The organism is Candidatus Brocadiaceae bacterium (assembly GCA_012728835.1).
Taxonomy (GTDB): Bacteria; Planctomycetota; Brocadiia; order SM23-32; family SM23-32; genus JAAYEJ01.
This window is the reverse complement of the sequence record JAAYEJ010000043.1, coordinates 71,847-98,045: the sequence shown is the minus strand read 5'-3', so window position 1 is coordinate 98,045 and position 26,199 is coordinate 71,847. Positions and strand designations below refer to the sequence as shown.

Here is a 26,199-nt window from a genome sequence, read left to right as displayed (position 1 = left end):
GCTCAACCAGAGGACGCAACCTGTGGCAACGCAGAGCCCCCGATGGCCGTGCCGGGTCCGGCGCACTGTGCAGGTCCTGGCGTTCCTTGCCTTCCTGGCCCTCCTGGTGGGGGCACCGGCGCTGGCGGCCGCCGACCGGCGGGCGGACTGGCCGATGCGCCTGAGCGCGTACGACGGCATCGGCGCGTCGGTCGCCGCGTGGCGCGTTCTGACGGCGTTCTGGCCCGGACTCCTCCTGCTGGCGGCCGCGCTGCTGGTGGGACGATGGTTCTGCGGCTGGGTGTGCCCGCTGGGTGCGGCGCTGGACGCCGCCGACGCCGTCATCGGCCGGCTGAAGGGCCGTGGCCCGCGCGCGGCCGATCGGCCGGACGACGCCGACTTCGAGCACGTGCGCGGCCGGCGGTTCAAGTACTACCTGCTGGCGGCCGCGCTGACGGCGGCGTTCGCCGGGCTGACCTGGTTCGCTCTGTTCGATCCGCTGAGCATCGCTTCGCGGGGCTTCATCCTCGGCGTGCACGCCGGCGTGCGGAGGGCGGCGGGGGCGGCCCCCGAGCCGGTCGTGCGGCTCCATGCGGCCACGTGTCTCCTGCTGCTGACCGTCCTGGGGCTGGGGCTCATCCGGCGGCGCTTCTGGTGCCGCTACCTCTGTCCGCTGGGCGCGATGCACGCCCTGGCGGCCCGGGCGGCGCCGGCGCGACGCTCCGTCAGCGAGGCGTGCACCGAATGCGGGTGTTGCGCGGCCGCCTGCCCGATGGGCTGCATCTCGCCCGACGGACGGCGCACGCTTCACGACGAATGCGTGCTCTGCCTGCAGTGCCAGCCCGTCTGCCCGACGGACGCGATCCGGTTCCTTCGGGGCGCGCACGAGGCGCGCCCCCCCGAGGTGGACCTGACGCGGCGCGGTGCACTGACGGCGGCCCTGGCGGGTGCGGTGACCTACCCGCTGATGCGCATCCGCCCGGAGTGGGCGCACGCAAAGGGCGACCCGCTGATCCGCCCCCCGCTGGTCGGGCGCGATCCGGAGGCCTTCCTGGGGCTCTGCGTGCGCTGCGGGCAGTGCATGCGCGTCTGCCCGACGCAGGTCATCCAGCCGGCCGGGTTGGAGGCGGGCGTCGAGTCGCTCTGGACGCCCAGGCTCCGGTTCCGGCCCGGGTACTGCGAGTATGACTGCGATCTGTGCGGACGCGCCTGCCCGACCGGCGCCATCCCGGCGTTCACGCCGGCCCGCAAGCATGCGACGGCCGCGGGCCTGGCCGCCGTGGACCGCACGCGCTGCATCCCCTGGCGCGCCTACGGGAGGCGAGAGGAGCCGGGCTTCACGGCCGACGGGCACAACTGTGGAGTCTGCGAGTCGGTCTGCCCGGTGCCCGGGAAGGCCATCGGTTTCCGGCGCGTGCGGGTCGGCGGCGAGGAGTTGCTTCTGCCCTTCGTGCGGGCCGAGCTGTGCACGGGCTGCGGCCGGTGCGAGGCCGCCTGCCCCCTGCCGGGTCCGGCTGCGGTGCGTGTCACGGCCGGGTGGCGCGAACTCGCCGCGCCGGGTGGGGGATGAGAAGGTGGGCGGAGGGCCGCCCGGCTACTTCCGGCGGCGGCGGGAGAGGAAGCGCCCGCCGCTCCACTGGCCGGCGTCGACCAGGATGGCGACGATGAAGAGCGCCATCCACCCGCCGCGCAGGTCGCCGCCCCGGCCCATGGCCGCGATGTACGCGAGCGTCGTGTAGGGCATGAACACGAAGCCCAGGACCGGCCACAGCACGGTGTCGAACGACTTCGCAAACCAGTCCGTCAGCACCAGGATCGCCACCATCGCCACGCGGGGCACCGCCATGGCGATGATGGACATGATGCATCCGCAGCCCATTGGGCGTTACCATCCGTCGGGGGTGGAAGTGCGCCGGCCGTCCGCCCGGAGGCATCGAAGCGTTCGGCCCTGCTCCGGGTTTCGAGCGTGCATTGTCGGGGTTCGGGGCGCCCGGTTTCCAGTCCCCGCCGTCTCGGGCGCTGGATGCCCTTTCTGCTTGACGGGCGGGTTCTGTTGACGCATCATCGTGCGAGCGGGGGCCCGCCGCCGGGCGGACCGGGCCGCCGACCGATGGAGGACCGATGGGCGTCGTGCGCAGCGTCTACCACTGGCTTGTGCGGGCGGCCCTGGTGGCCGCCACGGCCCTGATCTGCTTCAACTCGGCGGCGGCGGACGCTGTGGCCCGGTCGCCCGATCTGGGCATCCGGCCGATTCGCATCGACCGCGGCCGCCTGCGCGGCTGCCTTCTCCTGCACGGCTGGCTGAGCACTCCGCTGGACTTCGGCGACCTGCCCCGCGCCCTCGACGAGGCGGGATGGGACGTCCACGTTCCCCTCCACCCGGGCCACGGACGCCGTCCGGCGGACATGGCCGGCGTGACCGGGGAGCAGTTGCTGGCGTCCGCGCGGGATCACTACAGGGACATGCGGGCCCGCTACGGCGACGTTGCGCTGATCGGCTTCAGCATGGGCGGCACGATCGCCATGATCCTGGCCTCCGAGGAGCCCCCCGAGCGCATGGTGCTGGTGGCGCCGTTCTGCGACGTGTGCCACAAGTGGTACTACGGGCTGAGGGCGCAGACGTGGTGGCGCCTGCTCTCGCCGTTCGTTCAGTACGTTGTGCGGCCTCCCGGGCTGACGCGTCTGAACCGGCCGGACGGCCGCGACCGGATCGTCGCCTACCGCGCCTATCCCGCCACGGCCCTCGGGGCGCTCATGGAGATCCGGCGACGCGCCCGCACGGACGTCGTCCCCGGCACGCTGGCGATGCCGGTGCTGCTGGTGCATTCCTCGGCCGACGAGACGTGCTCGTGGACGGCGGCGCGGCGGGTCGTTGCGCAGATGCCGCGCGCCGTTCTGCCGGAGGCCGGTTTCCACCGCTCGAACCACCACCTCCTGCACGACCACGAGCGGGCCGAAGCCGTTGCGGAGATCGTGCGGTTTCTGTCAGCGCGTGAGACACCATAGCGCCGCGCAAGGGGCGCCCGTTTTGCATGTTGACAGCCGATGGGAGCCTGTCTATAATCGCGAAGGCAATCGACGGTCGGGGCGCGGGGGTGCCTTCCCCTGCCGCAACGGACGCGGGCACGGAACCGGGAGGGCATTCGCCCCGAAGGAGCGGGGCGAGCGCCTTTGTCCATCGGGCCCCTGAGGGGCTGGAGGATGCGTGCGGCGGGTCAGCGGGCGCCACGCGGGGTGGGCTTGTTCCGACGGGCCGCCCGGGTTGTTCGCGGCCGGCGCGTACCTGGACACACGGACACCGGAGGCTGCGCGCGTCCGCCCCCGGCGGTTCGGAAGCGTCCGCACGGGCGACGGAGCCCGACGGATGGCGGACGCGGAAGGCGCCCTGCGGGGGGCCGACGCGCGCATGGGAGATCGACCCTTTTCACACTCTACCGCTGTGAGGCCGTAATGAAAGCCACTGTATCGGACGACTGCATTGCCTGTGGGCTCTGCTGTGACACGTGCCCGGAGGTCTTCGAGATGGGCGAGGAGTTCGCCGAAGTGATCGTTGACGAGGTGCCCGAGGCCGCCGAGGAAGCGTGCCGCCAGGCCGCCGAGGAGTGCCCGACCGAGGCGATCGTCCTGGAAGAGGACTGACGGGCAGGACGCAGCACCGGGCCCGGTGGCGGGTGGGCCACAGGCGGGACCGATAGGGGGGAGCCACCATGGCGACGAAGTGGGCCGAGTATCCCGACGGAGCATCCGTCAGCGAAGGCATCGTGCGGACCCTGGCCCGCTTCGCGCCGGCCGGGACGCTGGACGTGTTCGCCTCCGACCAGCACAGTTCGTACCTGAGGCTTTTCGAGTCGTACCTGACACACGTGGGCAAGGAGCGCAAGGCCACGGACGCCGACGTGGCCGGGATCTGCCGTCGCTTCGCCCGCAAGCTCGAAGGGGAGGCGTCCGCCGCGCTGTTCAACAGCCTCGCCTTCCAGAGCCCCGGGTTCCGGGACCTCCTGGGGCCCCGCACCATGCTGATCGGCAGGTTGGAGGACACCCGCACCGAGTCGATCGACGGCGGGCGCGGGCAGCTTGCCCGCCTGGCCGTCGAGCCCGAGGAGGCGGCCGACACGCTGGATGGGTTCAAGACGCTCGTCAAGCTGGACCCAGACCACCCGGAGAGCTGGAAGCGGAACCTCGACTGGCTGGCGGACGTCTACGAGCGCGCCTGCCGGCTGGACAAGCCGCTGTTCAATGAGACGCTGATCCTGCAGCGGCCCGGCGAGTCCAGGGCCGACATGGCCCGTCGCCTGCCGGACGGCGTTGTGCGGATGGCGGAGGACTTCTCTCCGTACGGGCATTTCTACAAGACCCAGGTACCCATGCTCTGGGTCGAGGGAGAGGACGGGGGCGTCGAACGCATCAGCTCTCCCGACGAAGTCCGGAGCGCGGCCGTGGAGATGGCCCGCCTGGTCAACCGGCCCATGCTGCTCTTGAGCGCGGCGGTCGACTTCGAGCAGTACGCCGCCCAATACGCACTGGTGTGCGACCTGGTCGCGGGGCCGATGTGCGGACGGGCCTACTTCAAGGAGGCATTCACGCTGCCGGAGACTCGCGACCTGGACTCGCTGGCGGAGTCGTTCGCCCGTCTGGCGCGGCCGCGCATGCGCCAGGTCACGGCCCTGGCCCGGCGGGTCAGCCCGCCCTGGTGGCACAGGTACTCGTGGTTGGCCGACGAGGCGAAGGCGATGCTGAAGGACGGGGCCGGGGCGGCCGGCGGCAGCGTGCGGGCGGACTTCGGCTACTGAGGCGACCGACACGTGTCCTCCACGGCTTTGCCGGGCCGGCGCCTCGGGCGGGGCGCTCGGCGCAGCCGCCGGGGCGGGCAGGAGTAGAGGGCGTCTGTCAGTCGGCGTGGACACGCACGTTCCACGCAGTCCTTGTGCAAGTAGACGGAAGGAGGCTGCCATGCTTGAGGAACATACCGGGCTGGTCACGATGAAGGGAGATCCGGTGGTGCTGCTCGGGCCGCGCCTCAAGGTCGGCGATCCGGCTCCGGAGTTCACCGCCGTCGACAAAAACTGGAAGGAGTTCCGCCTGAACCGGTCCTGGGGCAACGTCATCCTGATCAGCGCCGTCCCCAGCGTGGACACCGGCGTCTGCTCGGTCCAGACGAAGCGCTTCAACGAGGCCGCCGCCTCCCTGCCCGGCGACGTCGTCATGCTCTCGATCAGCCAGGACCTGCCCTTCGCGCTGACGCGCTTCTGCAGTGCCGAGGGTGTCGAGCGCCTGCGCGTCCTCTCCGACCACGTGACCGCCGATTTCGGCACCTCCTACGGCGTGCTCATCAAAGGGATGCGGCTGCTGGCACGGTCCATCTTCGTGATCGACCGCGAGGGCCGCCTTGCCTACATGGAACTGGTGCCGGAGATCACGGAGCATCCGGACTACGAGGCGGCGCTGGCGGCCCTGCGCACACTGACGCCCTAACCACACGAACGGCAGGCACGGGCATGGACACATCGGCAGAGGCCGTCCTGTATGAGGAGGGCGACCATCAAGCGGTCGACTGCTTCCTCTGCAGCCACCGGTGCCACATCGCCGCGGGCCGGACGGGATTCTGCCGCGTGCGCCGGAACATCGACGGCAGGCTCATCAGCCTGGTCTACGGCCGGCTGGCCGCGCGTCACCTCGACCCGATCGAGAAGAAGCCCTTCTATCACTTCCTGCCCGGAACGACGGCCTACTCCATCGCGACGCCCGGGTGCAACTTCCGCTGCCCGTTCTGCCAGAACTGGCAGATCTCCCAGATCGACGCCGTCTCCGTCCTCCAGGGCCTGCCCTGCGTGCCCCCGCAGGACGTGGTCGACGAGGCGGCGGCCCGGGGCGCCGCCGGCATCTCCTACACCTACACCGAGCCGACCATCGTCATGGAGTACGCGCTGGACTGCGTACGGCTGGCCCGGCAGCGCGGCCTCAAGAACAGCTTCGTCACGAACGGCTACCAGTCGCCTGAGGCCGTCGAGGCGATGACGGGCCTGATCGACGCCGCCAACGTCGACCTGAAGGCGTTCTCCGACGACTTCTACCGCACCCAGTGCAGCGCGCGGCTCCAGCCGGTGCTGGACGCCATTGCGGCCATGCATCGGGCCGGCATCCACGTCGAGGTGACGACGCTGCTGATACCGGGGGCCAACGACTCCCCGGGGGAACTGCGGGAGCTGGCCGACTTCCTGGCCGGCCTGTCGCCGGATATCCCATGGCATATCTCGCGTTTCCATCCCGATTACCGTGCGACCGACCTGCCGCCGACCCCGCTGGAGACCATGCGGACGGCCGAACAGGCGGGCCGGGAGGCCGGGCTGAACTACGTCTACCTGGGCAATGTGCCGACGCCGGAGGGGCAGACGACCCGCTGCCCCGGCTGCGGGGGCGTGCTGATACGTCGGAAGGGCTTCTCTCGCCCTGAGATACGTCTGACCGAGCCCCGTTGTCCACAGTGCGGCCGAGATGTGCCCATCGTACTGGAGTCGCCGGCGACGAACCGGCATTCGAGTTCCAGCGGGAGCAGGTGAGTGTCCGCAGGTGACCAGTGGAGGGACGCGGCCGGCGGCAATCGCCTGGCCGAAAGCGCCAGTCCGTATCTGCGCCAGCACAGCACGCAGCCCGTGGACTGGTACCCCTGGGGAGCCGAGGCGCTCGAGCGCGCCCGGACCGAGGACAAGCCCATCCTGTTGAGCATCGGCTACTCGGCCTGCCACTGGTGCCACGCGATGGCGCGCGAGTGCTTCGAGAACCCGGCCATCGCCGCCGCGATGAACGCCCACTTCGTCTGCGTCAAGGTCGACCGGGAAGAGCGCCCCGACCTGGATGCCCTCTACATGCGCGCCCTCCAACTGATGACCGGCCTGGGCGGCTGGCCGTTGACGGTGTTCCTGACGCCGGACGGAGTGCCCTTCTTCGGCGGCACCTACTTCCCGCCGGAAGACCGTGCCGGACTCCCCGGGTTCCCGCAGGTGCTCGAAGCCGTCCGCTCGACCTACGCGGACCGCCGGGACGGCGTCCATCAGTCCGCCGCCCGCATCCTGGATGCCCTGCGGAGCGCCTCCATCCCGGAACCCGCCGGGGAGCCTCTCTCCGCCGACCTGTGGGAGCCCGTGCTGCGGGCGTGCGCGGCGCGCTTCGACATGGAATACGGTGGGTTCGGCACCGGCTCCAAGTTCCCCCAGGCCCCCCTGCTCCACTTCCTGCTCCGCTACTGGGGCCACACGGGCGACCAGCGATGCCACCTGATGGCCCTGAGCACCCTGGACCGGATGAGCAGCGGCAGCCTGTTCGACCAGATCGGCGGCGGCTTCCACCGCTACACGGTCGATCGCGAGTGGCGTGTCCCTCATTTCGAGAAGATGCTCTGCGATAGCGCGCAGCTCGTGGGCCTCTATGCCGACGCCCATCGGGCAACCGGCCGCCCCGGCTGCCTGCCGACCGCCGTGGCCACCGCCGAGTACATGCTGCGCGAACTGTGCGGGGCCGACGGCGGGTTCTTCGCGTCCCAGGACGCCGACACGGACGGTCGGGAGGGTGCCTTCTACCTCTGGACCTACGGCCAGATCCTGGACTGCCTGGGCCGAGACGACGGCCGCATCGTTGCGCGCTACTTCGGCGTGGACAGGGGCGGCGCCGGGGAGACGGCCGGCAGCGTGCTCTCCCGTACGCTGACGGTCAACTGCATCGCCGGGCTGTTCAGAATCGGTTCCGCCGAGGCCGACGCCGTCATCCGGAGCGGCGCCCGCAGGCTCTTCGAGGAGCGCAGCCGGCGCACCCCGCTGGCCGTGGACCACAAGGTTCTGACCGACTGGAACGCGCTGGCCGTCTCCGGGTTGACGCGCCTCTACCGCGCCACCGGGCAGCCGCGCTACCTGCAGGCGGCCCGTCAGTGCGTCGAACTGCTCCTCAGTGCCGGCGGCCCCGACGGACGGCTGGTGCACGTGCTCCCGGCGGGCCGCGCCGACGGCCCGGCATTCCTGACGGACTACGCCTTCACCTGCGGCGCCCTGCTGGACCTCTACGGGGCCACGTTCGAGGTCGAGCACATCCGGTCGGCGCGGGCGCTGGCCGACACGATGGTCAGGCAGTACTGGGACAGCGGGCACGGCCTGTTCGCCGAGACGGGCCGGGGCAACGAGCCGCTCATCGCCGCCCTGCACGACCTGGGCGGCGGCCCCGCGCCGTCCGGCCATGCCGCCGCGTGCCATGCGCTGCTCCGGTTGAGCGCCCTCGAGGACTGCCGGCAGTACGCCGACGTGGCCGCGCGGGGCCTGACCACCTGCCGGCCGCTCATCGAGGCGAATCCGGAGGGCGCGCCCGGCCTGCTGTCGGCCACGCTGCGCCTCCTGGCGCCGCCCAGGGAACTCGTGATCGCGGGCACCGACTGTCCGGGCGGACAGGGACTCCTGAGCCGGGCCCGCGAAGCCTACGTGCCCGACCTGACGCTGGCGGGCGCCCGGGCCGACGAGGCCGCCGAACTGGCCGAGACGCTCCCCCTCCTGGCGAGCCGCCGACCCGTCGGCGGGCGCGCCGCCGCCTACCTGTGCTCTGACGGAGTCTGCCGGGCGCCGGTCCAGGACGCCGATGCGCTGGGCCGGCAACTGGCCGGTCTGCGTTCGGGCAAGCTCTGAGGAGGGCCGCAGGTGGATTTCCGACCCGTTGAACTGGCCCACCTCCCGCTGGTGAGTGAGCGCCTCCGGAGCTTCCCCCCGCAGGTCTCGGAGCAGACCTTCCCGAACCTGTACGCGTGGCGCTTCCACCGGCCCGTGCGGCTCGCGGAGGTCGGGGGCTTGCTGGTGTTCCTGGACCTGAGGGGCGAGGAATGGTGCGTGCTGGGGCCGCCGCTGGGCGAGGCGGACCCGCGCGCGCTGGTCGAGCCGCTGCGCCGGGCGGGCATCACCACGTTCCACAGGATCACGGCCGAAGTCGCCGAGGCGCTGGCGGACGCCGGGCTGGCCGTCCACGCCGATCGGGATAACTCCGATTACGTGTACCTGCGCCGGGACCTGGCCGAACTCGCGGGGCGCCGGTACCACCGCAAGAAGAACCTCGTCAACCGCTGTCTGAACGCCTGCGAGTGCGAGTACTGCGAGGTCACGCCCGCGCTGCTCCCGGAGCTGGAGGAGATGAACGAACGCTGGGCCGAGGCCCGCGACATGGAGGCGACCATGGGCCTGGCCGAGGAGTACTGGGCGCTGCGCGAGACGTTCGACCACTTCGAGGACTTCGGCCTGATCGGAGGCGCCGTCCGCGTCGCCGGCCGCATCGAGGCGTTCTCGATCGGCCAGGCACTCAACGAGACGACGGCCGTCGTCCACTTCGAGAAGGCCATGACGGAGTTCCCGGGCCTCTACCAGGTGATGAACCAGTGGTTCTGCGCCTACGGCCTGGCCCCGTTCGAGTTCGTCAACCGCGAGCAGGACCTGGGCATCCCGGGCCTCCGGCACGCCAAGGAGAGCTACCTTCCCCACCACATGGTGGACAAGTTCGTGGCGCGGGCCGGACCGGGGCCGCGCTGAGCCGCAGGGGCGTCGCATGCGTCGATACAGGCTGTCTTCCAGCAAGGGACGCGTCAGGCGGCTGCTGGCCCTCCTGAGCGACCGGCCGGACGTGCTCGTCCTGACGCACGACAACCCGGACCCCGATGCCATGGGCGCCGCCCTCTGCCTGCGGCATCTGCTGAGCGAGACCCTGAAGACCAGGGTCCGCATCGGGTACGGCGGCATCATCGGCCGCTCGGAGAACCGCCACATGGTTCGCTCCCTCGGCATCCCCCTGCAGCAGGTCGACAAGGCCGACTTCGAGGCGGGAAGCCCGATCATCGTCGTCGACACCCAACCGGGCTTCGGCAACAACTCCCTGCCGGCGGACGCCGAGGTGGTCGCCGTCATCGACCACCACCCGGGCACGAAGCTCCATGGCGTGCCGCACGTGGACGTGCGCCCGGCCTACGGGGCCGTCTCCACCATCCTGACGGAATACGTGGTCAGCGCCGGCCTGTCACTGACCTCGCGCCTGGCCACGGCCGTCTGCTACGGCATCGCCAGCGAGACGCAGGACCTGGGGCGCGAGGCCACCCGGGCGGACGTGGCCGCCTTCCTGGCGGCCTTCCCCGTCTCCGACCAGCGCCTGTTGGGGCGCCTGCGCCATCCGCCGCGGCCGGTGTCGTTCTTCCTGCAACTCGACCGCGTGATCCGCACCGCCTGGGTCGCCGACGCCGTGGGCATCTGCCACATGGGCGCCGTCGCCAACCCCGACGTCCCGTCCGAGATGGCCGACGTGCTCGTCAGCGTCGATGGCGTCGACTGGGCGTTGTGCACGGGCGTCTACGAGCACCGCATGCTCGTCTCGCTCCGCACGGTCAAGCCGAACGCCAACGCCGGGTCGCTTCTGCGCGGCGTCATCGGCCGGAGGCAGGCGGGCGGGCACGGCATGATCGCCGGCGGGAGCCTGGAGATCGAGGACGAGGAACACGGCGAACTGACCGAGGGCCGGATCGAGCGCCGCCTTCTCGAGGCGCTGGGATACGACCCCGACGCCGCCCGCCGCCGGCCCCTGACCGACCTGTCGGACCTGCCCGAAGGGCCGCCATGACGGCGGCTCACGGCGTGCGGGGCCTGCCGATCCGGTTCTCCGTCCCGTCCAGAAGGCGGCGGATGTTCCCCCTGTGGCGGTAGATGACGAACGCCCCCGCCACGGCGGCGAACGCCGTCAGCGGGTCCCAGACCCCGCAGACATCCGGGGACCGGAACCACACCGCCACCGGCAGCACCACCGCGGCCACGATGGAGGCGAGCGAGACGTAGCGCGTCAGCGCGAACACGACCCCCCAGGCCAGGCCGGCCGCCAGCACCGCCCAAGGCGACAGGGCCAGGAACACGCCTCCGCCCGTGGCCACGGCCTTGCCGCCCCTGAAGCCCAGGAAGACCGGGAAGACGTGCCCCACGATGGCCGCGATCCCCGTCAGGATGGCCAGCGGTGCCACCGCGCCGTCGCCGGCCGGGACAACGTGCTGCGCCGCCAGCGTGGGCAGGAACCCCTTGGCCAGGTCCAGCAGCACCAGCAGCGGGAAGTAGCGGAACCCGAGCGCGCGTGCGGCGTTCGTGGCGCCGATGTTGCGGCTGCCCGTCTCGCGTATGTCCACGCCCCGGACCAGACGTGCGGCCAGGAAGCCGAACGGCACCGACCCGCAGAGGTAGGCGGCGACCGGCAGCAGGTGCCGGCCCCACCCCCAAGCCGTCGCCAGGATCATGGGCGGCCTCCCGTCAACGCGCGACGGTCCTCGGGTCGAACGGCCGTTCCAGCGCGGCGATGGCCGGCAGCCGGCGCACGTACTGCGCCAGGTCGAACGGCGGGTCTCCGGCCAGATAGTGGTTCCCGAGCAGCGTCCCGTTGCTCTCCCAGGCGATCAGGTAGAGCCTCTGCTGCGACGGGTCCACTGGCACGCGCTCCAGGAGCCAGTTCTGGTTGGCCGGCACCGTGAAGTCGCCCTCCGCCACCGTTGCGGCGGACTCGGCGTCCTGCACGCGGTAGCGCACGTGGGCATCCTCGGAGCTGTCGTTGCCGACGATGAGCGGCAGGCCCTCCTGGGCGCCTTGCTCGGCGAGCATCAGACAGACCGGCTGCTGCACGCGGCGGATGTAGTGATAGGCCAGCTTCTTGCCCAGGTAGTAGTCGACGACGGCATCGGAGAACTGCGGCCAGCCGTCCAGCAGGTTCCACCACAGGATGCCGCCCGTATGCCACTTGCGGCGGCGGGTCAGCTCGATGAAGTACTTCTTCGCCTCGGCCTGGGCGATCTGGCTGGCCAGCGCGAAGGTGTCCAGGTCGTCCGGCACGTGTCCGAACATCTCCTCCACCTCGTGGGCCATCAGGTCGTTTCGGGGGCGCGAGATGGGCAGCTCATACCAGTGGTAGGTCGAGTGATGGTGCCATTCGTCGCTCTCCGACCAGGGCCAGAGCTTCTGGGGGGTGATGAAGCGCTTGATGGACGAGACGTTGGGGCAGCCGTGGTAGCCGGTCTCGCCGACGAAGTGGGCGGTGTGCTGCGAGTAGAACGGCCCCCGGAAGAAGTCCCGCCGGCCCCAGAGGTGCTGCTCGGTCTGGCGGCCGTACGATTCGCCTCGGAGCCCCGCCTGGGGCGACACGTAGGGCGAGCAGGGCACGTAGTGGCGGTAGGGGTCGCAGCGGTGGAGGACCTGCGGGAGCACCTCGCGGGTGATGCGGTTCTGGTCCGGCCGCAGACCGTCGCGGGAGTAGGCCAGGTCCACCTCGTTGCCGCCGCACCAGATGGCCAGGCTCGGGTGGTTCCGGAGCTTTGCGGCGACGGCCTCGGCCTCGAGGCGCACCGCATCCAGGAACTCCGCCGTCTGCGGGTAACGGTTGCAGGCGAAGGCGAAGTCCTGCCAGACCATCACGCCCCGCTCGTCGCAGAGGTCGAAGAACGCGTGGTCTTCATACACGTTCCCGCCCCAGCAGCGGACCATGTTGCACCCGACGTCGTCGAGCAGTTCGAACGCCTGGCCCAGGCGCGAGGCGTCGCGGCTGTGGAACGGATCGAGCGGCACCCAGTTGCTGCCCTTGACGAGCACCGGCTCCCCGTTGACGCGGAACACGAAGTGCCCGTCCGGCGACGGCTCGGCGTCGAGACGCCGCCGGTGGCGTCCCACCGGCACGGGCGGCGCACCGCCGGCCCGTTCGGTGCGGTCCACGTCGATGGTGCGGATGCCGATCCGTTCGGTGCGCTCGTCCAGCACCTGGTCGCCGAGGCGAAGCTGCGCGGTCACCGTGTAGAGGTGCGGCCGGCCGTAGCCCTTGGGCCACCAGAGCCGCGCGCCGGGCACGCGGATGGGCAGATGCCCGGTGATGAACTCCACCGGCCAGTCGCACTCGAACACGTGCCCCTCGCACTCGCCCCGGAACCGCATCGCCAGCCTCTGCAGGACGGGCGCGTCGGTTCGGAAGTGGTACTTCACGCCCAGGACGGCCTCGTCGCCGCGCAGGGCCTGCGTCCAGTAGTAGACCTGCTCGATGGCCGTGGCCGGCCGCTGCCGGAGCCGCACGGACCGCCAGATGCCCGCCGAGACGGCGCGCGGCATGATGTCCCAGCCCCACGTGTGCGCCGGCTTGCGCACGAACTGACACTCGTCCCGGCGCTCCCAGCTCACCTGGCCGACGTCGTAGTGGTGGCGGCGAGCCTGGGCCAGCGCCGACCCGAGGCGCACGGCGATCTGGTTCGGCCCGGGCCGCAGCGCGTCGGTCACGTCGAACCGATGCGGGATGAACATGTTGTCCGAGCGCCCGACCTCCATCCCGTTCACCCAGACGGTGGCGAACGTGTCGAGCCCTTCGAAGACGATCTCCCACGGCGTGCCGGGCGCGTAGTGCGGCACGTCGAACTCGCGGGCGTACCACCACTCGCACAGCTCGAGCGCGCGCAGCGAGCGGCTGTTCCTGCCCACGAACGGGTCCGGCAGCTCCCCGGCGCGCATCAGGTCCAGTTCCACGTTGCCGGGCACCCGGGCCGGGACGCGCATCAGCCCCGCCTGGATGAGGTCGTCCGGGTGGCGCACCTTCGAGGCGGCCTCCGGGAGGTAGGTCAACTGCCAGTCGCCGTCGAGCGGGATCGTCTGCATGGTCATCGGTACCTGGGTTGTCTTGTGTGTTCAGGAAGACGTCAGGCGGCCGCTCGCCTGCGGCCTGAGGGCCGGCGCGCCGTGCTGCACGAACGCGCGGCAGGCCGTGTCCTGGTAACGGGGGTCGAGCCCGAGCGCCTCGTTGGAGCCGTAGCAGCCGGCGATGAAGCCTCCGCCGCGGCCCAGGCGGTCGATCATCTCGCGGGCCTCGGCGGCGATCCGGGCCGTGTCCCGCGTCTGGAGCGTCGTCTGGATGTCCACCGGGCACCAGAAGGTCACGCGCCCGGCGAAGTCCCGCCCGAGCGTCTCGATCCCGTAGAGCGCCGGCTGGTCGAACTGGAAGCAGGCGATGCCGGCCGCGATCAGGTCCACCATGACCTCGCGGATGTAGCCGCACGAGTGCATGAGCACGAAGACCCGACATTCGCGCGCCGTCGCGCACAGGCGCCGGAAGCCGGGCGCGAACACCTCGCGCCACACGCGCGGGCTCACCAGCAGCCGGTCCTGCGTGCCCCAGTCCTCGCAGAACATCACGCCGTCGGCGCCCGCCTCGGCCAGCCGGCGGACGGCGTGGTGCAGTTGCGCCTCCACCATCGCCAGCAGCCGGCGCACGCGCTCCGGCTCCGCCAGCACGTCGGCCAGGAAGTTGTCCATGCGCCGCATCTTGCGGGCGATGCTGAACGGGAATCCGGGCAGCCAGCCGAGCCGGAAGGCGTCCGCGCACGCGCCGAAGGCGTTCCGCGCCGCCTCGTAGCGCGACGCGAGGCTGTAGTCCGGCAGCTCGATCTCGTCGATCCGGTCCCAGTCCTCCAGCACCCCGCGGGCCACCTCACCCTTGGTGATCCCTTCGATGCGCGCCCATGTGTTGCCCCATTCGTCGACGCGCTCCCAGCGGGCCTCGTCCACCTGCGCCCAGCTCCCTTCCGGACGGCGGGGGTCCTCGCCCACGCCCGCGCTGCAGAAGTCGTTCGGGTAGGGCGGCGGCAGCGACATTGCGATGCGTTCCGGCCGCTCGAAGGTCAGCGTCCGGCGCACGATCTCCCGGCCCGTCATCGGTGGCGATCCTCCTGGGATGCCCGGCGGCCTCCGGTGGAAGCACGGGGCCGCACTATAAGCGAACCGCCCGTGCGCGTAAAGCGTCCGCGCGTGCCGCGGGCCACGCGGCGCCGGGGGCGGCGGCCTCAGCGGGCGCGGCGGAGGCGTTCGGCGAGGGCGGGGTCGCCGTAGGGCGATTCCGCCATTCTGGCCACCGCGCGGTCCAGGTCGTAGGCGACGCGGTGGTAGCGCACAAGGCCGTCGTCCTGGACCGTGACGAAGCAGGCCCGCCAGTCGCCGTCGCGCGGCTGGCCGACGCTGCCCACGTTGATGATGGCCTTGCTGTGGTGTTCGGGCCTGTAGATGCCGTCTTCGAGTTCCTCGGGCGCGAGGAACTTCATCTCGGGGAGGATGATGCCCGGTTGGTGGGTGTGGCCGATGAAGCAGAGCCAGTCCATCTGGCGGAAGTTCTCCGCGATCTTCTGGGTCATGTCGAGCATCACGTCGACCTTGCGGAGGTACTCGACGACGGGGTTGCGGGGGGCGGCGTGGACGAACAGCCAGGAGTCGTGCACGTGGCGGTAGGGCAGCGTCTTGAGGAACTCCCAGCGTTCCTGCCGCTCCCGGTCGAGGTCGCCGGCCTGCACGCGCGGCATCAGGCTGCGGCGGTGCCGCTCGATGCTGGCCCGGGCGGGGGGGCTGAAGTCGTTGGCGCCGTAGATGACGGCGTAGTCGTGGTTTCCGCAGACGGTCACCTCGCAGCGTTCGCGCACGGCGTCCACGCAGGCGGCGGGCTCGGGCCCGTATCCGACGATGTCGCCCAGGCAGATGACGCGGTCCGGCCGGAGCCGGTCGATCTCGGTCAGTACGGCTTCCAGTGCGTCGTAGTTGGCATGAATGTCGCTGATGACAGCGATCATCGGCGCCCGTCCGTTCTGCTGCAGTTGGATGAGGTCAGGCCCGCACGGCATCTATCCGGTCGGCCAGTTCGGGCATGTGCTGGGCCACCAGGCCGAACATCTCCTCTTCGCTCATCACGGTGACCCGGCCGCGGGCATACTGCTCGGTGACGTTGTCCAGGATGGCCTGAACGCCGGGGTGGTCCTTGCCGACGGCGCGGTCGCCCTCGAGTGCCAGGTGCAGGTTGACCCAGTAGACGATGCCGGCGCGGCCGCACTTGTCGGTGATGCGGATGTCGGGCGGCACGCCGAGGACCTGTTCGGTGTCGAAGATGGTGTAGATGCGTTTGTCCTTGGACAGGGCGTCGGCGTGGATGCCCGCCAGGGTGGTGTTGAACCGCGCGCCGACCAGGGGCTGCTGCGGGGGTATGCTGTAGCCGATCTCCTGGCGGAAGTAGCGGGCGATCTCGGTGATGACGCGGGTGTCCACGGTGGGGTCGTCGCCGCGCAGGGCCAGGTGCTCGATGACGAGCGCCTCGATGGGCGGGTTGCCGGTGCGCTCGCCGATGCCCAGCAGGGTGCCGTTGGCGGCCGAGCAGCCGTAGAGCCAGGCGGTGGTGCAGTTGATGAGCGCCCGGTGGAAGTCGTTGTGCCCGTGCCACTCCAGCCATTCGCTGGGAATGCCGGCGTGGTAGTTGAGGCCGTAGATGATCCCCGGCACGCTCCGGGGCAGGCTGGCGCCGGGATAGGTGACGCCGTAACCCATCGTGTCGCAGGCGCGGATGCGGATGGGGATGCCGCTTTCTTCGGCGAGCTTGCGCAGTTCGATGGCGAAGGGCACGACGAACCCGTAGAAGTCCGCCCGCGTGATGTCCTCGAAGTGGCAGCGCAGCCGGATGCCTGCGCTGAGGGCCTCCTTGACGACGGCCAGGTAGCGGTCGATGGCCTGCCGGCGGTTCGAGCCCGGCCACTTGTGGAAGATGTGGTAATCGGACACGCTGGTCAGCATGCCCGTCTCCTCCAGGCCCATGTCCTTGACGAGCTGGAAGTCCTTCGGATGCGCGCGGATCCAGGACGTCACCTGCGGGTACTCATACCCGAGCGACAGGCACTCCTCGACCGCGTGCCGGTGGTGTTCTTCGTAGACGAAGAACTCGCTGGTGCGGATCAGGCCGTGCTCCCCGCCCAGCCGGTGCAGCATCTTGTAGAGGTCGACGATCTGCCGCGTCGTCATCGGGGCCATGGCCTGCTGGCCGTCCCGGAACGTGGTGTCGGTGATCCACGTCTCGGCGGCGGGCCGCATGGGCACGTGGCGGTGGTTGAAGATGATCTTCGGCACCGCCCCGTCCGGGAACAGGTCGTCGTAATACTCGGGGTGTATCGGCTCCTGGAGTTCGAACAGGTGCTCTTCGCGGAGCAGGGTCTGTGTGCGTTCGTCGAACTTCAGCATCGGGGTCGCCTCCATCCGTCACACATGGCGCCGACCGGTCACACGCCGGATCGGGCGGTCGGGCCCGGCGGCGTACCTGGTAGGGGCGTCTCTCATCAGGAGGTGGTGTCCCCAGAGGCCGAGTGCCGCCGGCCGGCCTCCGCGGGGGGGCCGGTCCGGCCATGGTCAAGCATACCGGCCTGTGAACAGGAGTGCAAATGCCCGTCGGCGGGCGCTTTGCGGAGGCCGGCCGGTTGCCATAGAATGCCTTTGTCATGCCCCATCGTGTGCTCTACGTGAACGGATCGTGCCGGCTCTACGGGGCCGAGGGGAGCCTGCTGCAGCTCCTCGGGGGGCTCGACCGCGGGCGTTGGGAGCCGCTGGCCGCGGTGCCCGCCGCCGGCCCCCTGGCACGCGCCCTGGAGCGTGCGCGCGTGCCCGTCGTGCGCGTGCCGATGCCCCTGCTGCGGCGCCGCCCGCATCCGGCGGCCCTGGCCTGGACGGCCGGCCGCGTGGCCGCTGCCGCCGTCGCCATCGCCCGTTACGTGCGGCGGCGCGGCGTCTCGCTGGTGCACGTCAACACGATGGGGGCCATGCCGGCGGCCGGTCTGGCCGCGGCCCTGGCCGGGGTGCCGTGCGTCTGGCACCTGCGGGATCTGCGCGGCGTGCGCCGGGCGGTGCACGTGTGCGCGGGCCTGGCCGACGCCGTCATCGCCGTCAGCCGGGCCGTCGCGCGCGAGGCGGCCCTGCCGGCCGGCGCTCGGCCTGCCATGCACGTGATCCACAACGCGATCGACGCGGATGCCTTCGCGCGGCAGGCGCGCCCGGGCCGCACGCGGGCCGAGCTGGGCGTGGCCGAGGGCGATCCGCTGGTGGCGTTCGTGGCCCAGATGGCGCCCTGGAAGGGGTACGAGCGGCTCTTCCGCGCCCTGTGCATCCTGCGCGAGCGCCGGCTGCCGCTGACGGCCGCCGTCGCCGGCGACGCCAGTTTGGCCCGGAATGCGGCCTACGGACTGCGTCTGCACGCCCTGGCGGCCGACCTGGGCCTGGAGGGCACGGTTCGGTTCCTGGGATTCCGGACGGACGTGGCCTCCCTCCTGGCCGACGCAGACGTGCTGGCCGTCGCCAGCGAGGCGGAGCCGTTCGGGCGCGTCGTCCTGGAGGCGATGGCGGTGGGGACGCCGGTGGTGGCCACGGGCTTCGGGGGGGTGGCGGAGGTCGTCGAGGACGGCCGCACGGGCGTGCTCGTGCGGGACCTGTCCGCCGAGTCCCTGGCGGATGCGCTGGAGCGGGTGCTGAGCGACGACCGTGCCCGGGCGGCCATGGGCCGCGCAGGTGCGCGCCGCGTGCGGGCGGACTTCGGCCTGGCCGAGCACGTTCGGCGCGTCTGCGGCGTCTACGACGAGGTCCTGCGCGCCCGTTCGCTTGCCTGCCCGGCGCCGGACCGGTATAAGGGGGAGTGGTAGCGGCGTCGTCCCCCTCTCCGACAGCATGGCAGGCACGATCCCCCGATGAGACGCAGAGAAGTCGACCCGACGCTGGACGCCATCCTGGCCCTCCATGAGGGCGGCAAGACGCGCATGACCAGCCGCTTGCGGCTCCGGACCCTCGAGCAGCTCCGGCAGGTCTACACGCCCGGCGTCGCCCAGGTGAGCAGGCTCATCGAGGCCGAACCGGACAAGTACTACGACTACACGTCCGCCGGCGACACCGTCGCCGTCATCACCAACGGGACGGCTGTGCTGGGCCTCGGCGACGTCGGGGTGAAGGCCGCCATGCCCGTCATGGAGGGCAAGAGCGTCATCCTGATGGAGATGGTGGACGTCGCCTCCGTGCCGCTGCTGGTCGAGAGCCGGGACGCCGCCCGCATCATCGACACGGTGGAGGCCGTGGCGCCGACCTTCGGCGCCATCCTGCTGGAGGACATCGCCGCACCGCTCTGCTTCGAGGTGGAGGACACCTTGAAGGAGAGGCTCGACCTGCCCGTGTTCCACGACGATCAGCACGGAACGGCCGTCGTCGTGCTCGGCGCCCTGATCAGCGCGCTGAAGCAGACGGGCAGGCGGGCCGAGGACCTGCGGGTGGTCATGAACGGGGCCGGGGCCGCCGGGTCGGCCGTGGCGCGCTTCCTGCTGTCCTACGGCGTCGCCGACGTCGTCCTCTGCGACCGGGCCGGCGCCATCTACGCCGGCCGGCCCGACCGCATGAACCCGGCCAAGGAGGCCATCGCGGCCGTCACAAACCGCGAGCGCCAGAGCGGCTCGCTGGCCGACGTGATGCGCGGGAAGGACCTGTTCGTCGGCGTCAGCAGCGCCGGCGCGGTCACGCCGGAGATGGTGCGCTCGATGGCGGCCGACCCCATCGTGTTCGCCATGGCCAACCCCGTGCCGGAGGTCTGGCCGGACGAGGCGGTCGCCGCCGGGGCCGCCGTCGCCGACGACGGCCGGCACATCAACAACGCGCTGGGGTTCCCGGGCATATTCCGCGGAACGCTTGACGCGCGTGCGCGCACAATCAACGAGGAGATGAAGGTCGCCGCCTCCTCGGCGCTGGCCGCGCTGGCGCCCGAGGGCGAACTGCTTCCCGATTTCATGGACAGGGCCGTCCATCGCGCCGTCGCCGACGCCGTCGCCGGGGCCGCCCGTCGCACGGGCGTGGCCCGGCGTTGAGGGGGCCTGCCGTCCGCCGACCCATGCCCGCCACGCCCCGGACCTATCGAATCGAGACGCTCGGCTGCAAGGTCAACGTCTACGACTCCCGGCGCCTGGCCGAGGCGCTGGAGTCGTGCGGGCTGGAGGCGGCCAGGCCCGGCCGGCCGGCCGACGTCTGCATCGTCAATACGTGCACCGTCACCGCCGTGGCCGACCGCAAGAGCCGGAAGCTTGCCGCCCGGCTCGTGCGCGAGAACCCTGGCGCCGCCGTCTTCGTCACCGGCTGCGGCGTGGAGGCCCGGCCGGACGGGCCCCCGGAGGCGGCCGGGATCGCGGGCCGGTTCCGGCGCACCGAATGGCGGGCGCTGCTGCAGGCGGCCGCCGGGCAGCCGGCGGCCGCCGGACAGCCGGCGGCCGGCGACGGCGTGCCGGCCGGCGACTTCGGCATCCGGTCGTTCGACGGGCGCGCGCGGGCGTTCCTGAAGGTGCAGGACGGCTGCGATGCGTTCTGCGCCTACTGCATCCTCCCCCACGTGCGGGGCCGGCCGCGCAGCCGCCCCGTGGCCGACGTGGCCGCCGAGGCGCGGCGGCTGGCCGACGCCGGGTTCCCGGAGATCGTCCTCACCGGCATCCACACCGGCTTCTATGGCCGCGATCTGCCGGACCGCCCGTCGCTGGCCCGCGCGCTGACGGCGGTCGCCGAAACCGATGGCGTCGAACGCGTCCGGCTGAGTTCGATCGAGGCCGGCGAGGTGACCGACGAACTGCTGGCCGCGATGGCGCATCCCGCCGTCTGCGCGCACCTGCACCTGCCGCTGCAGAGCGGTAACGCGGGCGTGCTGAGCCGCATGGGGCGCCGCTACCGGCCCGCGGAGTATCTGGACACGGTTGCACGGGCGCGGGCGGCCCTGGGGGCGCCCGCCATCTCCACGGACGTGATGGTGGGGTTCCCGGGCGAGGACGCCGCCGCCTTTGAGAACACGATGGACCTCTGCCGCGTCGTCCGGTTCAGCCGCATCCACGTCTTCCCATACAGCCCGCGTGCGGGCACGCCGGCCGCCTCGATGGACGGCCGTGCGCCCGCGGACGCCGTGGGCACGCGCGGACGCGCGCTGCGCGGTCTGGCCAACTTGCTGGCGGCGGACTGGGCGGAGTCCTTCGTGGGGCACCGGGTGCGGGTGCTTCTGGAGCGCGAAGGGCCGGTCGGGCGTTTGAGCGGGTATACGGACCATTACGTGCGGCTGACCGTGCCCGCCGACGGCGGCCGGCTCGGGCAGGTCGTCCATGTCCGCTGCACCGCGCGCAAGGGGCTGTCGCTGACGGGCGTGCTGGAGTGACCGTCACCGGCCTGCCAGCAGATCGCAGAGGCGGGCGGCGATCTCGGCCTTCGTCGAGGGGCGGGCCAGCACGGTTCCGTCGGGTGCCAGGATCAGGGCCGGGTGCCGGTCGGCCGTGATGCCGTTCAGGTCGTTGGCGACGACCAGGTCCGCGCGGCTGGCGCGCAGCGATTTCAGCGCCGTCTCTCGAAGCTCCTCTTCCGTGCGTCCGACCTCGAGCTTGAACCCCACCAGGCAGGCCCGCGGGGCCAGGTCGCGGATGCGGAGGATGACCTTCGGCGTCCGCACCAGGCGCACCAGCCACTCCTGGCGGCCCGACGGCGTCTTGCCGGCGGCCGTGTCGGCCGGCACGTAGTCGAGCACAGCCATCGCGTGGATGACCGCGTCCGGCGGCGCCGGCCCGGTCAGTTCGGCCTCCAGAGCGGCGACGAGGTCCGGGACGGTCTCGATGGCGACCACGTGCAGGCGCTCTCTCTGGCCGGGCGTCAGGGCATCCGGGTCGGGCGTGCGGCTTGCGGGGCCGGCCACCAGGACCACCTGGGCGCCGCGGGCGAGCGCCTGCCGGGCGATGCACGTGCCGAGTTGGCCGCTGGAGCGGTTCTCGATGTAGCGCACGGCGTCGATGGGGGCCCGCGTCGGGCCGCTGGTGATCAGCACGCGTCTGCCGGCCAGGTCGTCGGCCACGGAGTGTCCCTCCGTCTGGAGTGCCGCACACACTACCGCCGGAGCCCGGCGGGCGCAAGCGGCGAGTCCGCCGGGCCGTGCGTTGCGCCAAATCCGTCATGTTTTCGCTGATCCTCTTGATGGTCACGGTCGGGGGGCCTAAAATAGGATGTTTGGCGGCGGTCGACGTTCCATCTCTGTAGTCAAAGCCTGATCGAGTCCGCGGGCGAGCGGTTGGCGATCATGTCCGGCGTAGCGCAAGTAATCCCCCCCCCTGCGGGTTCGGCACAGGTCGAGGCCCTGCCTGACGACGTGGTGGAGTGGCTGCGGGGCGTGCTCCATCCCGATGAGCGCGTGGCCGCCTGTCTGTTTGCCGACATCACGTCGGACGGATCGTTCGGCGAGAGCTGGGTCTTCCTGACCGACCGGCGCCTGATCGTCATGTCGCCGAACGGTCGCCAGGGCGAGGCGGCGATCACCTTCGACCTGCCTCTGGAAGCGATCACGGGCGCCGAGATCCGCGAGTACGTCGGGTCCAGCGGGCTGGTGATCTCCACCGAGGAGAAGGGCTACGAAGTCGCCCACTTCTCGCTCGGATCCCACTACGAGGCCGCGGACCTGTGCAACTTCCTCCGCGCCATCGTCGAGGGCAGGGGCAGCGGCAAGTCGATCGAGGAACTGCGCCCGGCGGCCACGCGCCGGCCCGAACACCGGTGCCCGAAGTGCGGCCGGGCCCTGCGGCGGGGCGGCGAGGTCTGCCTGTTCTGCATCGACCGGCGGCAGGTCCTGTCGCGGCTCCTCAGGCACGTGATGCCGTACAAGTGGCTGGCGCTGCTCGGCCTCTCGCTGACGTTCGTCATCACGGGCCTGGGCCTGACGCCGCCGTATCTGACCAAGACGCTCATCGACAAGGTGATCACGCCGGCCAACCTGAGTCTCTTCCCGGTCATCGTGCTGGCCCTGGTCGGCTCGCACGTGGGGTCGGCCGCCGTGTCGATGTTCCGCATGTATCTGATGCAATGGCTGGGCAACCGGGTGCTGCTGGACCTGCGAGTGGAGCTGTACGACCACCTGCAGATGCTGCGCCTCAGCTACTACAACCGCAACCAGACCGGCCAGATCATGGCCCGCGTGACCGGAGACCTCAACCGCCTCCAGCAGTTCATCACCGAGGGCTTCCAGGAGATACTGGTCAACATCGTCACCATGATCCTGATCGCCGTCATCCTGTTGCTGCTGGACTGGCGCCTGTTCCTGCTGGCGCTGGCTCCGACACCGCTCATCTTCCTGGCCACCTACCTGTTCGGGAAGTACATCCACGCCCTGTATCACCGCATCTGGCGGCGGTGGGCGGGTCTCAGCGCCATCCTGGCGGACACGATTCCGGGCATCCGCGTCGTCAAGTCGTTCGCCCAGGAGCGCCGCGAGTCCGATCGGTTCGGCGTCTACAGCACCGAACTGATGCGCCAGGAGATGATGGCCGTCAAGCTTCAGAGCGGCTTCTTCCCGTTCCTGCGCATCATGACGGCCCTGGGCTCGATCCTGATCCTCACGGTCGGCGGCTACATGGTCGTCAAGAGCGGGGGCAAGGACCCCACTCTGGGAACGCTCGTGGCGTTCACGGGTTACCTGATGCAGTTCTATACGCCCGTCCAGCAGTTCGGGCGCATCAACCACACGCTCCAGCGGTGCGTCACCTCTGCGGAGCGTGTGTTCGAGGTCCTTGACACCGATCCGGAGCCGGTCGGCACGAGGGGCGGCGTGGTGCTGGACCCGCTGAAGGGCAGGGTGGAGTTCAACAATGTGCGCTTCAGCTACGAGCCCGGCAAGTATGCGCTGGACGGCGTTTCGTTCTGCGTGGAGCCCGGCGAGATGATCGGCCTGGTGGGCCCCAGCGGCGCCGGCAAGAGCACCACCGTCCACATGATCGCCCGGTTCTACGACGTCGACGAAGGCTCCATTCTGATCGACGGCATCGACATCGAGGATCTGGACCTGACGGCGTTCCGGCAGCAGATCGGCGTCGTGCTGCAGGACCCGTATCTGTTCCACGGCACCGTCTGGTCCAACATCGCTTACTCGCGGCCGGACGCGACGGCCGACGAGATCATCGAGGCGGCCAAGGCGGCGAACTCGCACGACTTCATCATGCGCCTGCCCGACGGGTACGACACCATCATCGGAGAGCGCGGCCAGACGTTGTCGGGTGGTGAGCGCCAGCGCATCTCCATCGCGCGCGCCATCCTGAGGGACCCGTGCATCCTGATCCTGGACGAGGCGACGGCGTCGGTGGACACCGAGACGGAGGCCCTGATCCAGGCGGCGCTGGAACGGCTCGTGCAGAACCGCACGACGTTCGCCATCGCGCACCGGCTTTCGACCCTGCGCAAGGCGACCCGGCTGTTCGTGCTGGAGCGCGGCAAGCTGGTGGAGAGCGGGACGCATGCGGAACTGATCGAGTCCGGCGGCCTCTACAGCCGGCTCTGCAAGCTGCAGTCCGAGTTGTCTCAGATGAAGGCGTGGTAGAATCCGATGGCCCAGGCAGATGCACCGCAGGCGGGACAACTCCACGACACCCTGACGGCGGCCCGGGAGGGGCGTCCGGGGTGGCTGACGCAGCCGGAGGGGGCGCGCATCTGGGAGGATCCGTTCCACAGGCTGCACGTGAGCGTGGACGGCCGGGAGTACGAGAACGTGCGGCCGCGGCGGACCTTCCCCCTGTCGGGAAAGGCCGATTACGTCAGCTTTATGGATGAGAACGACAAGGAGGTGCTGCTGCTGGCGCATCCGCAGAATCTGGACAGGGAGAGCCGCCGGGCTCTGGAGGCCGCGCTCAAGCGGGTCTACTACGTGGCCACGATACTGCGCGTCGACGCCGTCTCCGAGAAGATGGGCGTCAGCCATTGGGAGGTGAAGACCGATCGCGGGTATGCTATGTTCGAAGTGGTCGACCGCAACCGCCATATCCGCAGACTGCCCGGCGACCGCGTGATGATCGTGGACGCCGACGGCAACCGATTCGAGATTCCGAACGTCACCGAACTGGACGAACGCAGCCAGGCGTTGGTCCGCAGCGAGACCTGAGGAACACGCACGTCCCCGCAGAGGGGAACACACGTTGCAGCGCCGATCGGCGCGCGCACTCTGTGCGCCCATCCTTACCCGATCCCTCTCCGTTCGCCGGCGGATGGGGACACTACGAGGACCTGAAATGGCAGAGCAGGAAACGAATCTGAGCGCGGCCTACCAACTGCGCAGACAGGCGCGGGGCGCCGAGCCTCCCCCGAAGCAGCGCAGATGGCTGCTGCGTCTCATCACCGGAGCCGCTGTCGTCCTGTGCGGCTCGCTGCTGGCCGTCGGGCTCTGGATCTGGTGGTCCTACACCCACGTCAGCACTGTGAGCGCCACGCTCGCCGCCTCCGTTGTGAGTATCTCGCCGAAGGCGGACGGCCGCGTCGTGGCCGTCGTGGCAGAAGAGCAGGAACACGTGGAGGCCGGCCGCCAGCTGCTGAGGCTGGACGACGCCGAGGCGCGCGCCGCCGTGGAGGCCGCCGAGGCGATGATGGCCCTGCGCACGAGCGAATACCTGCAGGCGCAGGAGACGCTGGCCATGACACGTTCCCTGAGGGCTTCCGAGGAGGCGCGCGCACAGGCGCAGGTGCACGTGGCCGAGGCGCGGTGTGCCGAGGCGCGCGCCGTGCTCGAGCGGGTCAAGAAGGGGGTTCGCCAGGAGGAGATCGACGCCGCCCGGTCCCGGCTGGATTCCGCACGCGCCCTGCAGGCGCTGCGCGAACTGGAGGTGCAGCAGTCCGAGGAACTCCTGACGGAGGGCATCGAGTCCCGGCATGCCCTGGAGATCGCCCGGACGCAACTGGCTCTGCAGAAGAACGCCGTGCGCCAGGCCGAACTGGAGGTGCAGAGGCTCTGCGCCGGCGCGTTCGAGGAGGACGTCCGGGCTGTCGAGAGCGCCCTGACCGCCCGTGAGGCGGAACTGGAGGAAGCCCGCGCGCAACTGGCGCTCGTCCTGGCCCAGCAGATGCAGGTGACCGTGGCCGAGGAGCGGGTCACAGGCGCGAAGGCACAGTTGGACGGCGCACAGGCCGGGCTGGACCGGGCGCGGAGCACGCTCCGGGCGGCCAGCGTCGACACCGACGTGCCCGGCATCGTCACGCGCATCTACCCGAACGTCGGCGAGTTCTGCCGGCGCGGCGAGACGGTCGTCCTGGTCGCCGATCCCGGCAAGGGGTTCTGGATCGACGCCTACGTGAGTGAGAGGGACGCACCGTTGGTCGGCGTCGGCCAGCCCGCCCATGTGCGCATCCTGGCCGGCCCGCGCTCCGACCTCGAGGGCGAGGTCACGCAGATCAGCGAGCACACGCAGTCGCGCGACAGCGGCGGAGACGTCGGCCCGGCCGCCCAGGGCGAGCGGGTGTGGGTGAAGATCCGCCTGCGCGAGGAACTGCCTCCCGGACTCAAGCACGGCATGACGGCCCGCGCCGTCATCAAGGTCCGGTGAAGGGCGGCCGCCGCGCCCCCCCGATC

At 70.8% G+C, this 26,199-nt stretch carries 22 protein-coding genes; 15 read left to right on the top strand and 7 right to left on the bottom strand.

What is annotated here, in order from left to right; genetic code table 11:
• The first annotated feature begins 22 nt into the window (after nt 1-22).
• Nucleotides 23-1,549: a 4Fe-4S binding protein gene (locus GXY85_06650; GenBank protein NLW50509.1), complete on the top strand. Its 1,527-nt coding sequence runs from the start codon at nt 23-25 to the stop codon at nt 1,547-1,549.
• Nucleotides 1,550-1,573: 24 nt separating this feature from the next.
• Here GXY85_06650 and GXY85_06645 read toward each other — a convergent pair whose 3' ends face one another.
• Nucleotides 1,574-1,858 carry a hypothetical protein gene (locus tag GXY85_06645; GenBank protein NLW50508.1) on the bottom strand — a complete coding sequence of 95 codons (285 nt, stop codon included), beginning with the start codon at nt 1,856-1,858 and terminating at the stop codon, nt 1,574-1,576.
• A 242-nt stretch (nt 1,859-2,100) separates the two neighbouring features.
• Here GXY85_06645 and GXY85_06640 point away from each other — a divergent pair, with 242 nt between their 5' ends.
• The 8 genes from GXY85_06640 (at nt 2,101) to GXY85_06605 (ending at nt 10,602) form a co-directional block, all read left to right on the top strand.
• Nucleotides 2,101-2,985 (top strand): alpha/beta fold hydrolase, encoded by an 885-nt coding sequence (locus GXY85_06640; protein ID NLW50507.1) that lies wholly within the window; start codon nt 2,101-2,103, stop codon nt 2,983-2,985.
• Between the two features lie 444 nt (nt 2,986-3,429).
• On the top strand, nt 3,430-3,618 hold the full coding sequence (locus GXY85_06635) for a ferredoxin (protein NLW50506.1): 189 nt from the start codon (nt 3,430-3,432) through the stop codon (nt 3,616-3,618).
• A gap of 68 nt (nt 3,619-3,686) precedes the next feature.
• A complete protein-coding gene (locus tag GXY85_06630) occupies nt 3,687-4,769 on the top strand; it encodes a hypothetical protein (protein NLW50505.1) in 1,083 nt (360 codons plus the stop codon).
• 160 nt (nt 4,770-4,929) lie between these two features.
• The gene (gene tpx / locus GXY85_06625; protein NLW50504.1) at nt 4,930-5,451 is read left to right on the top strand and encodes a thiol peroxidase; all 522 of its coding nucleotides are present in this window, start codon (nt 4,930-4,932) and stop codon (nt 5,449-5,451) included.
• A 23-nt stretch (nt 5,452-5,474) separates the two neighbouring features.
• The gene (gene amrS / locus GXY85_06620; GenBank protein NLW50503.1) at nt 5,475-6,536 is read left to right on the top strand and encodes an AmmeMemoRadiSam system radical SAM enzyme; all 1,062 of its coding nucleotides are present in this window, start codon (nt 5,475-5,477) and stop codon (nt 6,534-6,536) included.
• The gene (locus tag GXY85_06615; protein NLW50502.1) at nt 6,537-8,639 is read left to right on the top strand and encodes a thioredoxin domain-containing protein; all 2,103 of its coding nucleotides are present in this window, start codon (nt 6,537-6,539) and stop codon (nt 8,637-8,639) included.
• A gap of 12 nt (nt 8,640-8,651) precedes the next feature.
• Entirely contained in the window at nt 8,652-9,527 is an 876-nt protein-coding gene (locus GXY85_06610; GenBank protein NLW50501.1) for a DUF2156 domain-containing protein, read from the top strand.
• A gap of 16 nt (nt 9,528-9,543) precedes the next feature.
• Entirely contained in the window at nt 9,544-10,602 is a 1,059-nt protein-coding gene (locus GXY85_06605) for a phosphoesterase (GenBank protein NLW50500.1), read from the top strand.
• A 7-nt stretch (nt 10,603-10,609) separates the two neighbouring features.
• On the opposite strand, the gene plsY is transcribed toward GXY85_06605, so the two are convergent.
• From plsY to GXY85_06580, 5 genes are all read right to left on the bottom strand, one after another.
• Nucleotides 10,610-11,260 (bottom strand): glycerol-3-phosphate 1-O-acyltransferase PlsY, encoded by a 651-nt coding sequence (gene plsY / locus GXY85_06600; protein ID NLW50499.1) that lies wholly within the window; start codon nt 11,258-11,260, stop codon nt 10,610-10,612.
• Between the two features lie 13 nt (nt 11,261-11,273).
• A complete protein-coding gene (locus GXY85_06595) occupies nt 11,274-13,649 on the bottom strand; it encodes a glycoside hydrolase family 2 (protein NLW50498.1) in 2,376 nt (791 codons plus the stop codon).
• Between the two features lie 24 nt (nt 13,650-13,673).
• On the bottom strand, nt 13,674-14,696 hold the full coding sequence (locus GXY85_06590; GenBank protein ID NLW50497.1) for a hypothetical protein: 1,023 nt from the start codon (nt 14,694-14,696) through the stop codon (nt 13,674-13,676).
• Nucleotides 14,697-14,824: 128 nt separating this feature from the next.
• On the bottom strand, nt 14,825-15,598 hold the full coding sequence (locus tag GXY85_06585; protein ID NLW50496.1) for a metallophosphoesterase: 774 nt from the start codon (nt 15,596-15,598) through the stop codon (nt 14,825-14,827).
• A 34-nt stretch (nt 15,599-15,632) separates the two neighbouring features.
• Nucleotides 15,633-17,027 (bottom strand): 2-isopropylmalate synthase, encoded by a 1,395-nt coding sequence (locus GXY85_06580; GenBank protein NLW50495.1) that lies wholly within the window; start codon nt 17,025-17,027, stop codon nt 15,633-15,635.
• A gap of 254 nt (nt 17,028-17,281) precedes the next feature.
• On the opposite strand from GXY85_06580, the gene GXY85_06575 reads away from it, so the two are divergent.
• Genes GXY85_06575 through mtaB form a run of 3 tightly spaced genes read left to right on the top strand, consistent with a single transcriptional unit; the run spans nt 17,282 to nt 20,994 of the window.
• Nucleotides 17,282-18,472 carry a glycosyltransferase gene (locus GXY85_06575; protein NLW50494.1) on the top strand — a complete coding sequence of 397 codons (1,191 nt, stop codon included), beginning with the start codon at nt 17,282-17,284 and terminating at the stop codon, nt 18,470-18,472.
• 45 nt (nt 18,473-18,517) lie between these two features.
• Complete coding sequence (locus GXY85_06570) at nt 18,518-19,675, top strand: NADP-dependent malic enzyme (GenBank protein ID NLW50493.1); 1,158 nt, start codon at nt 18,518-18,520, stop codon at nt 19,673-19,675.
• Between the two features lie 23 nt (nt 19,676-19,698).
• Nucleotides 19,699-20,994 carry a tRNA (N(6)-L-threonylcarbamoyladenosine(37)-C(2))-methylthiotransferase MtaB gene (mtaB, locus tag GXY85_06565; GenBank protein NLW50492.1) on the top strand — a complete coding sequence of 432 codons (1,296 nt, stop codon included), beginning with the start codon at nt 19,699-19,701 and terminating at the stop codon, nt 20,992-20,994.
• A gap of 3 nt (nt 20,995-20,997) precedes the next feature.
• Here mtaB and GXY85_06560 read toward each other — a convergent pair whose 3' ends face one another.
• Complete coding sequence (locus tag GXY85_06560; protein NLW50491.1) at nt 20,998-21,678, bottom strand: hypothetical protein; 681 nt, start codon at nt 21,676-21,678, stop codon at nt 20,998-21,000.
• Between the two features lie 222 nt (nt 21,679-21,900).
• On the opposite strand from GXY85_06560, the gene GXY85_06555 reads away from it, so the two are divergent.
• The 3 genes from GXY85_06555 (at nt 21,901) to GXY85_06545 (ending at nt 26,173) form a co-directional block, all read left to right on the top strand.
• Nucleotides 21,901-24,183 carry an ABC transporter ATP-binding protein gene (locus GXY85_06555; GenBank protein ID NLW50490.1) on the top strand — a complete coding sequence of 761 codons (2,283 nt, stop codon included), beginning with the start codon at nt 21,901-21,903 and terminating at the stop codon, nt 24,181-24,183.
• Between the two features lie 6 nt (nt 24,184-24,189).
• Complete coding sequence (locus GXY85_06550) at nt 24,190-24,741, top strand: DUF1854 domain-containing protein (GenBank protein ID NLW50489.1); 552 nt, start codon at nt 24,190-24,192, stop codon at nt 24,739-24,741.
• Between the two features lie 127 nt (nt 24,742-24,868).
• A complete protein-coding gene (locus GXY85_06545) occupies nt 24,869-26,173 on the top strand; it encodes an HlyD family efflux transporter periplasmic adaptor subunit (GenBank protein NLW50488.1) in 1,305 nt (434 codons plus the stop codon).
• Nucleotides 26,174-26,199 lie beyond the last annotated feature (26 nt).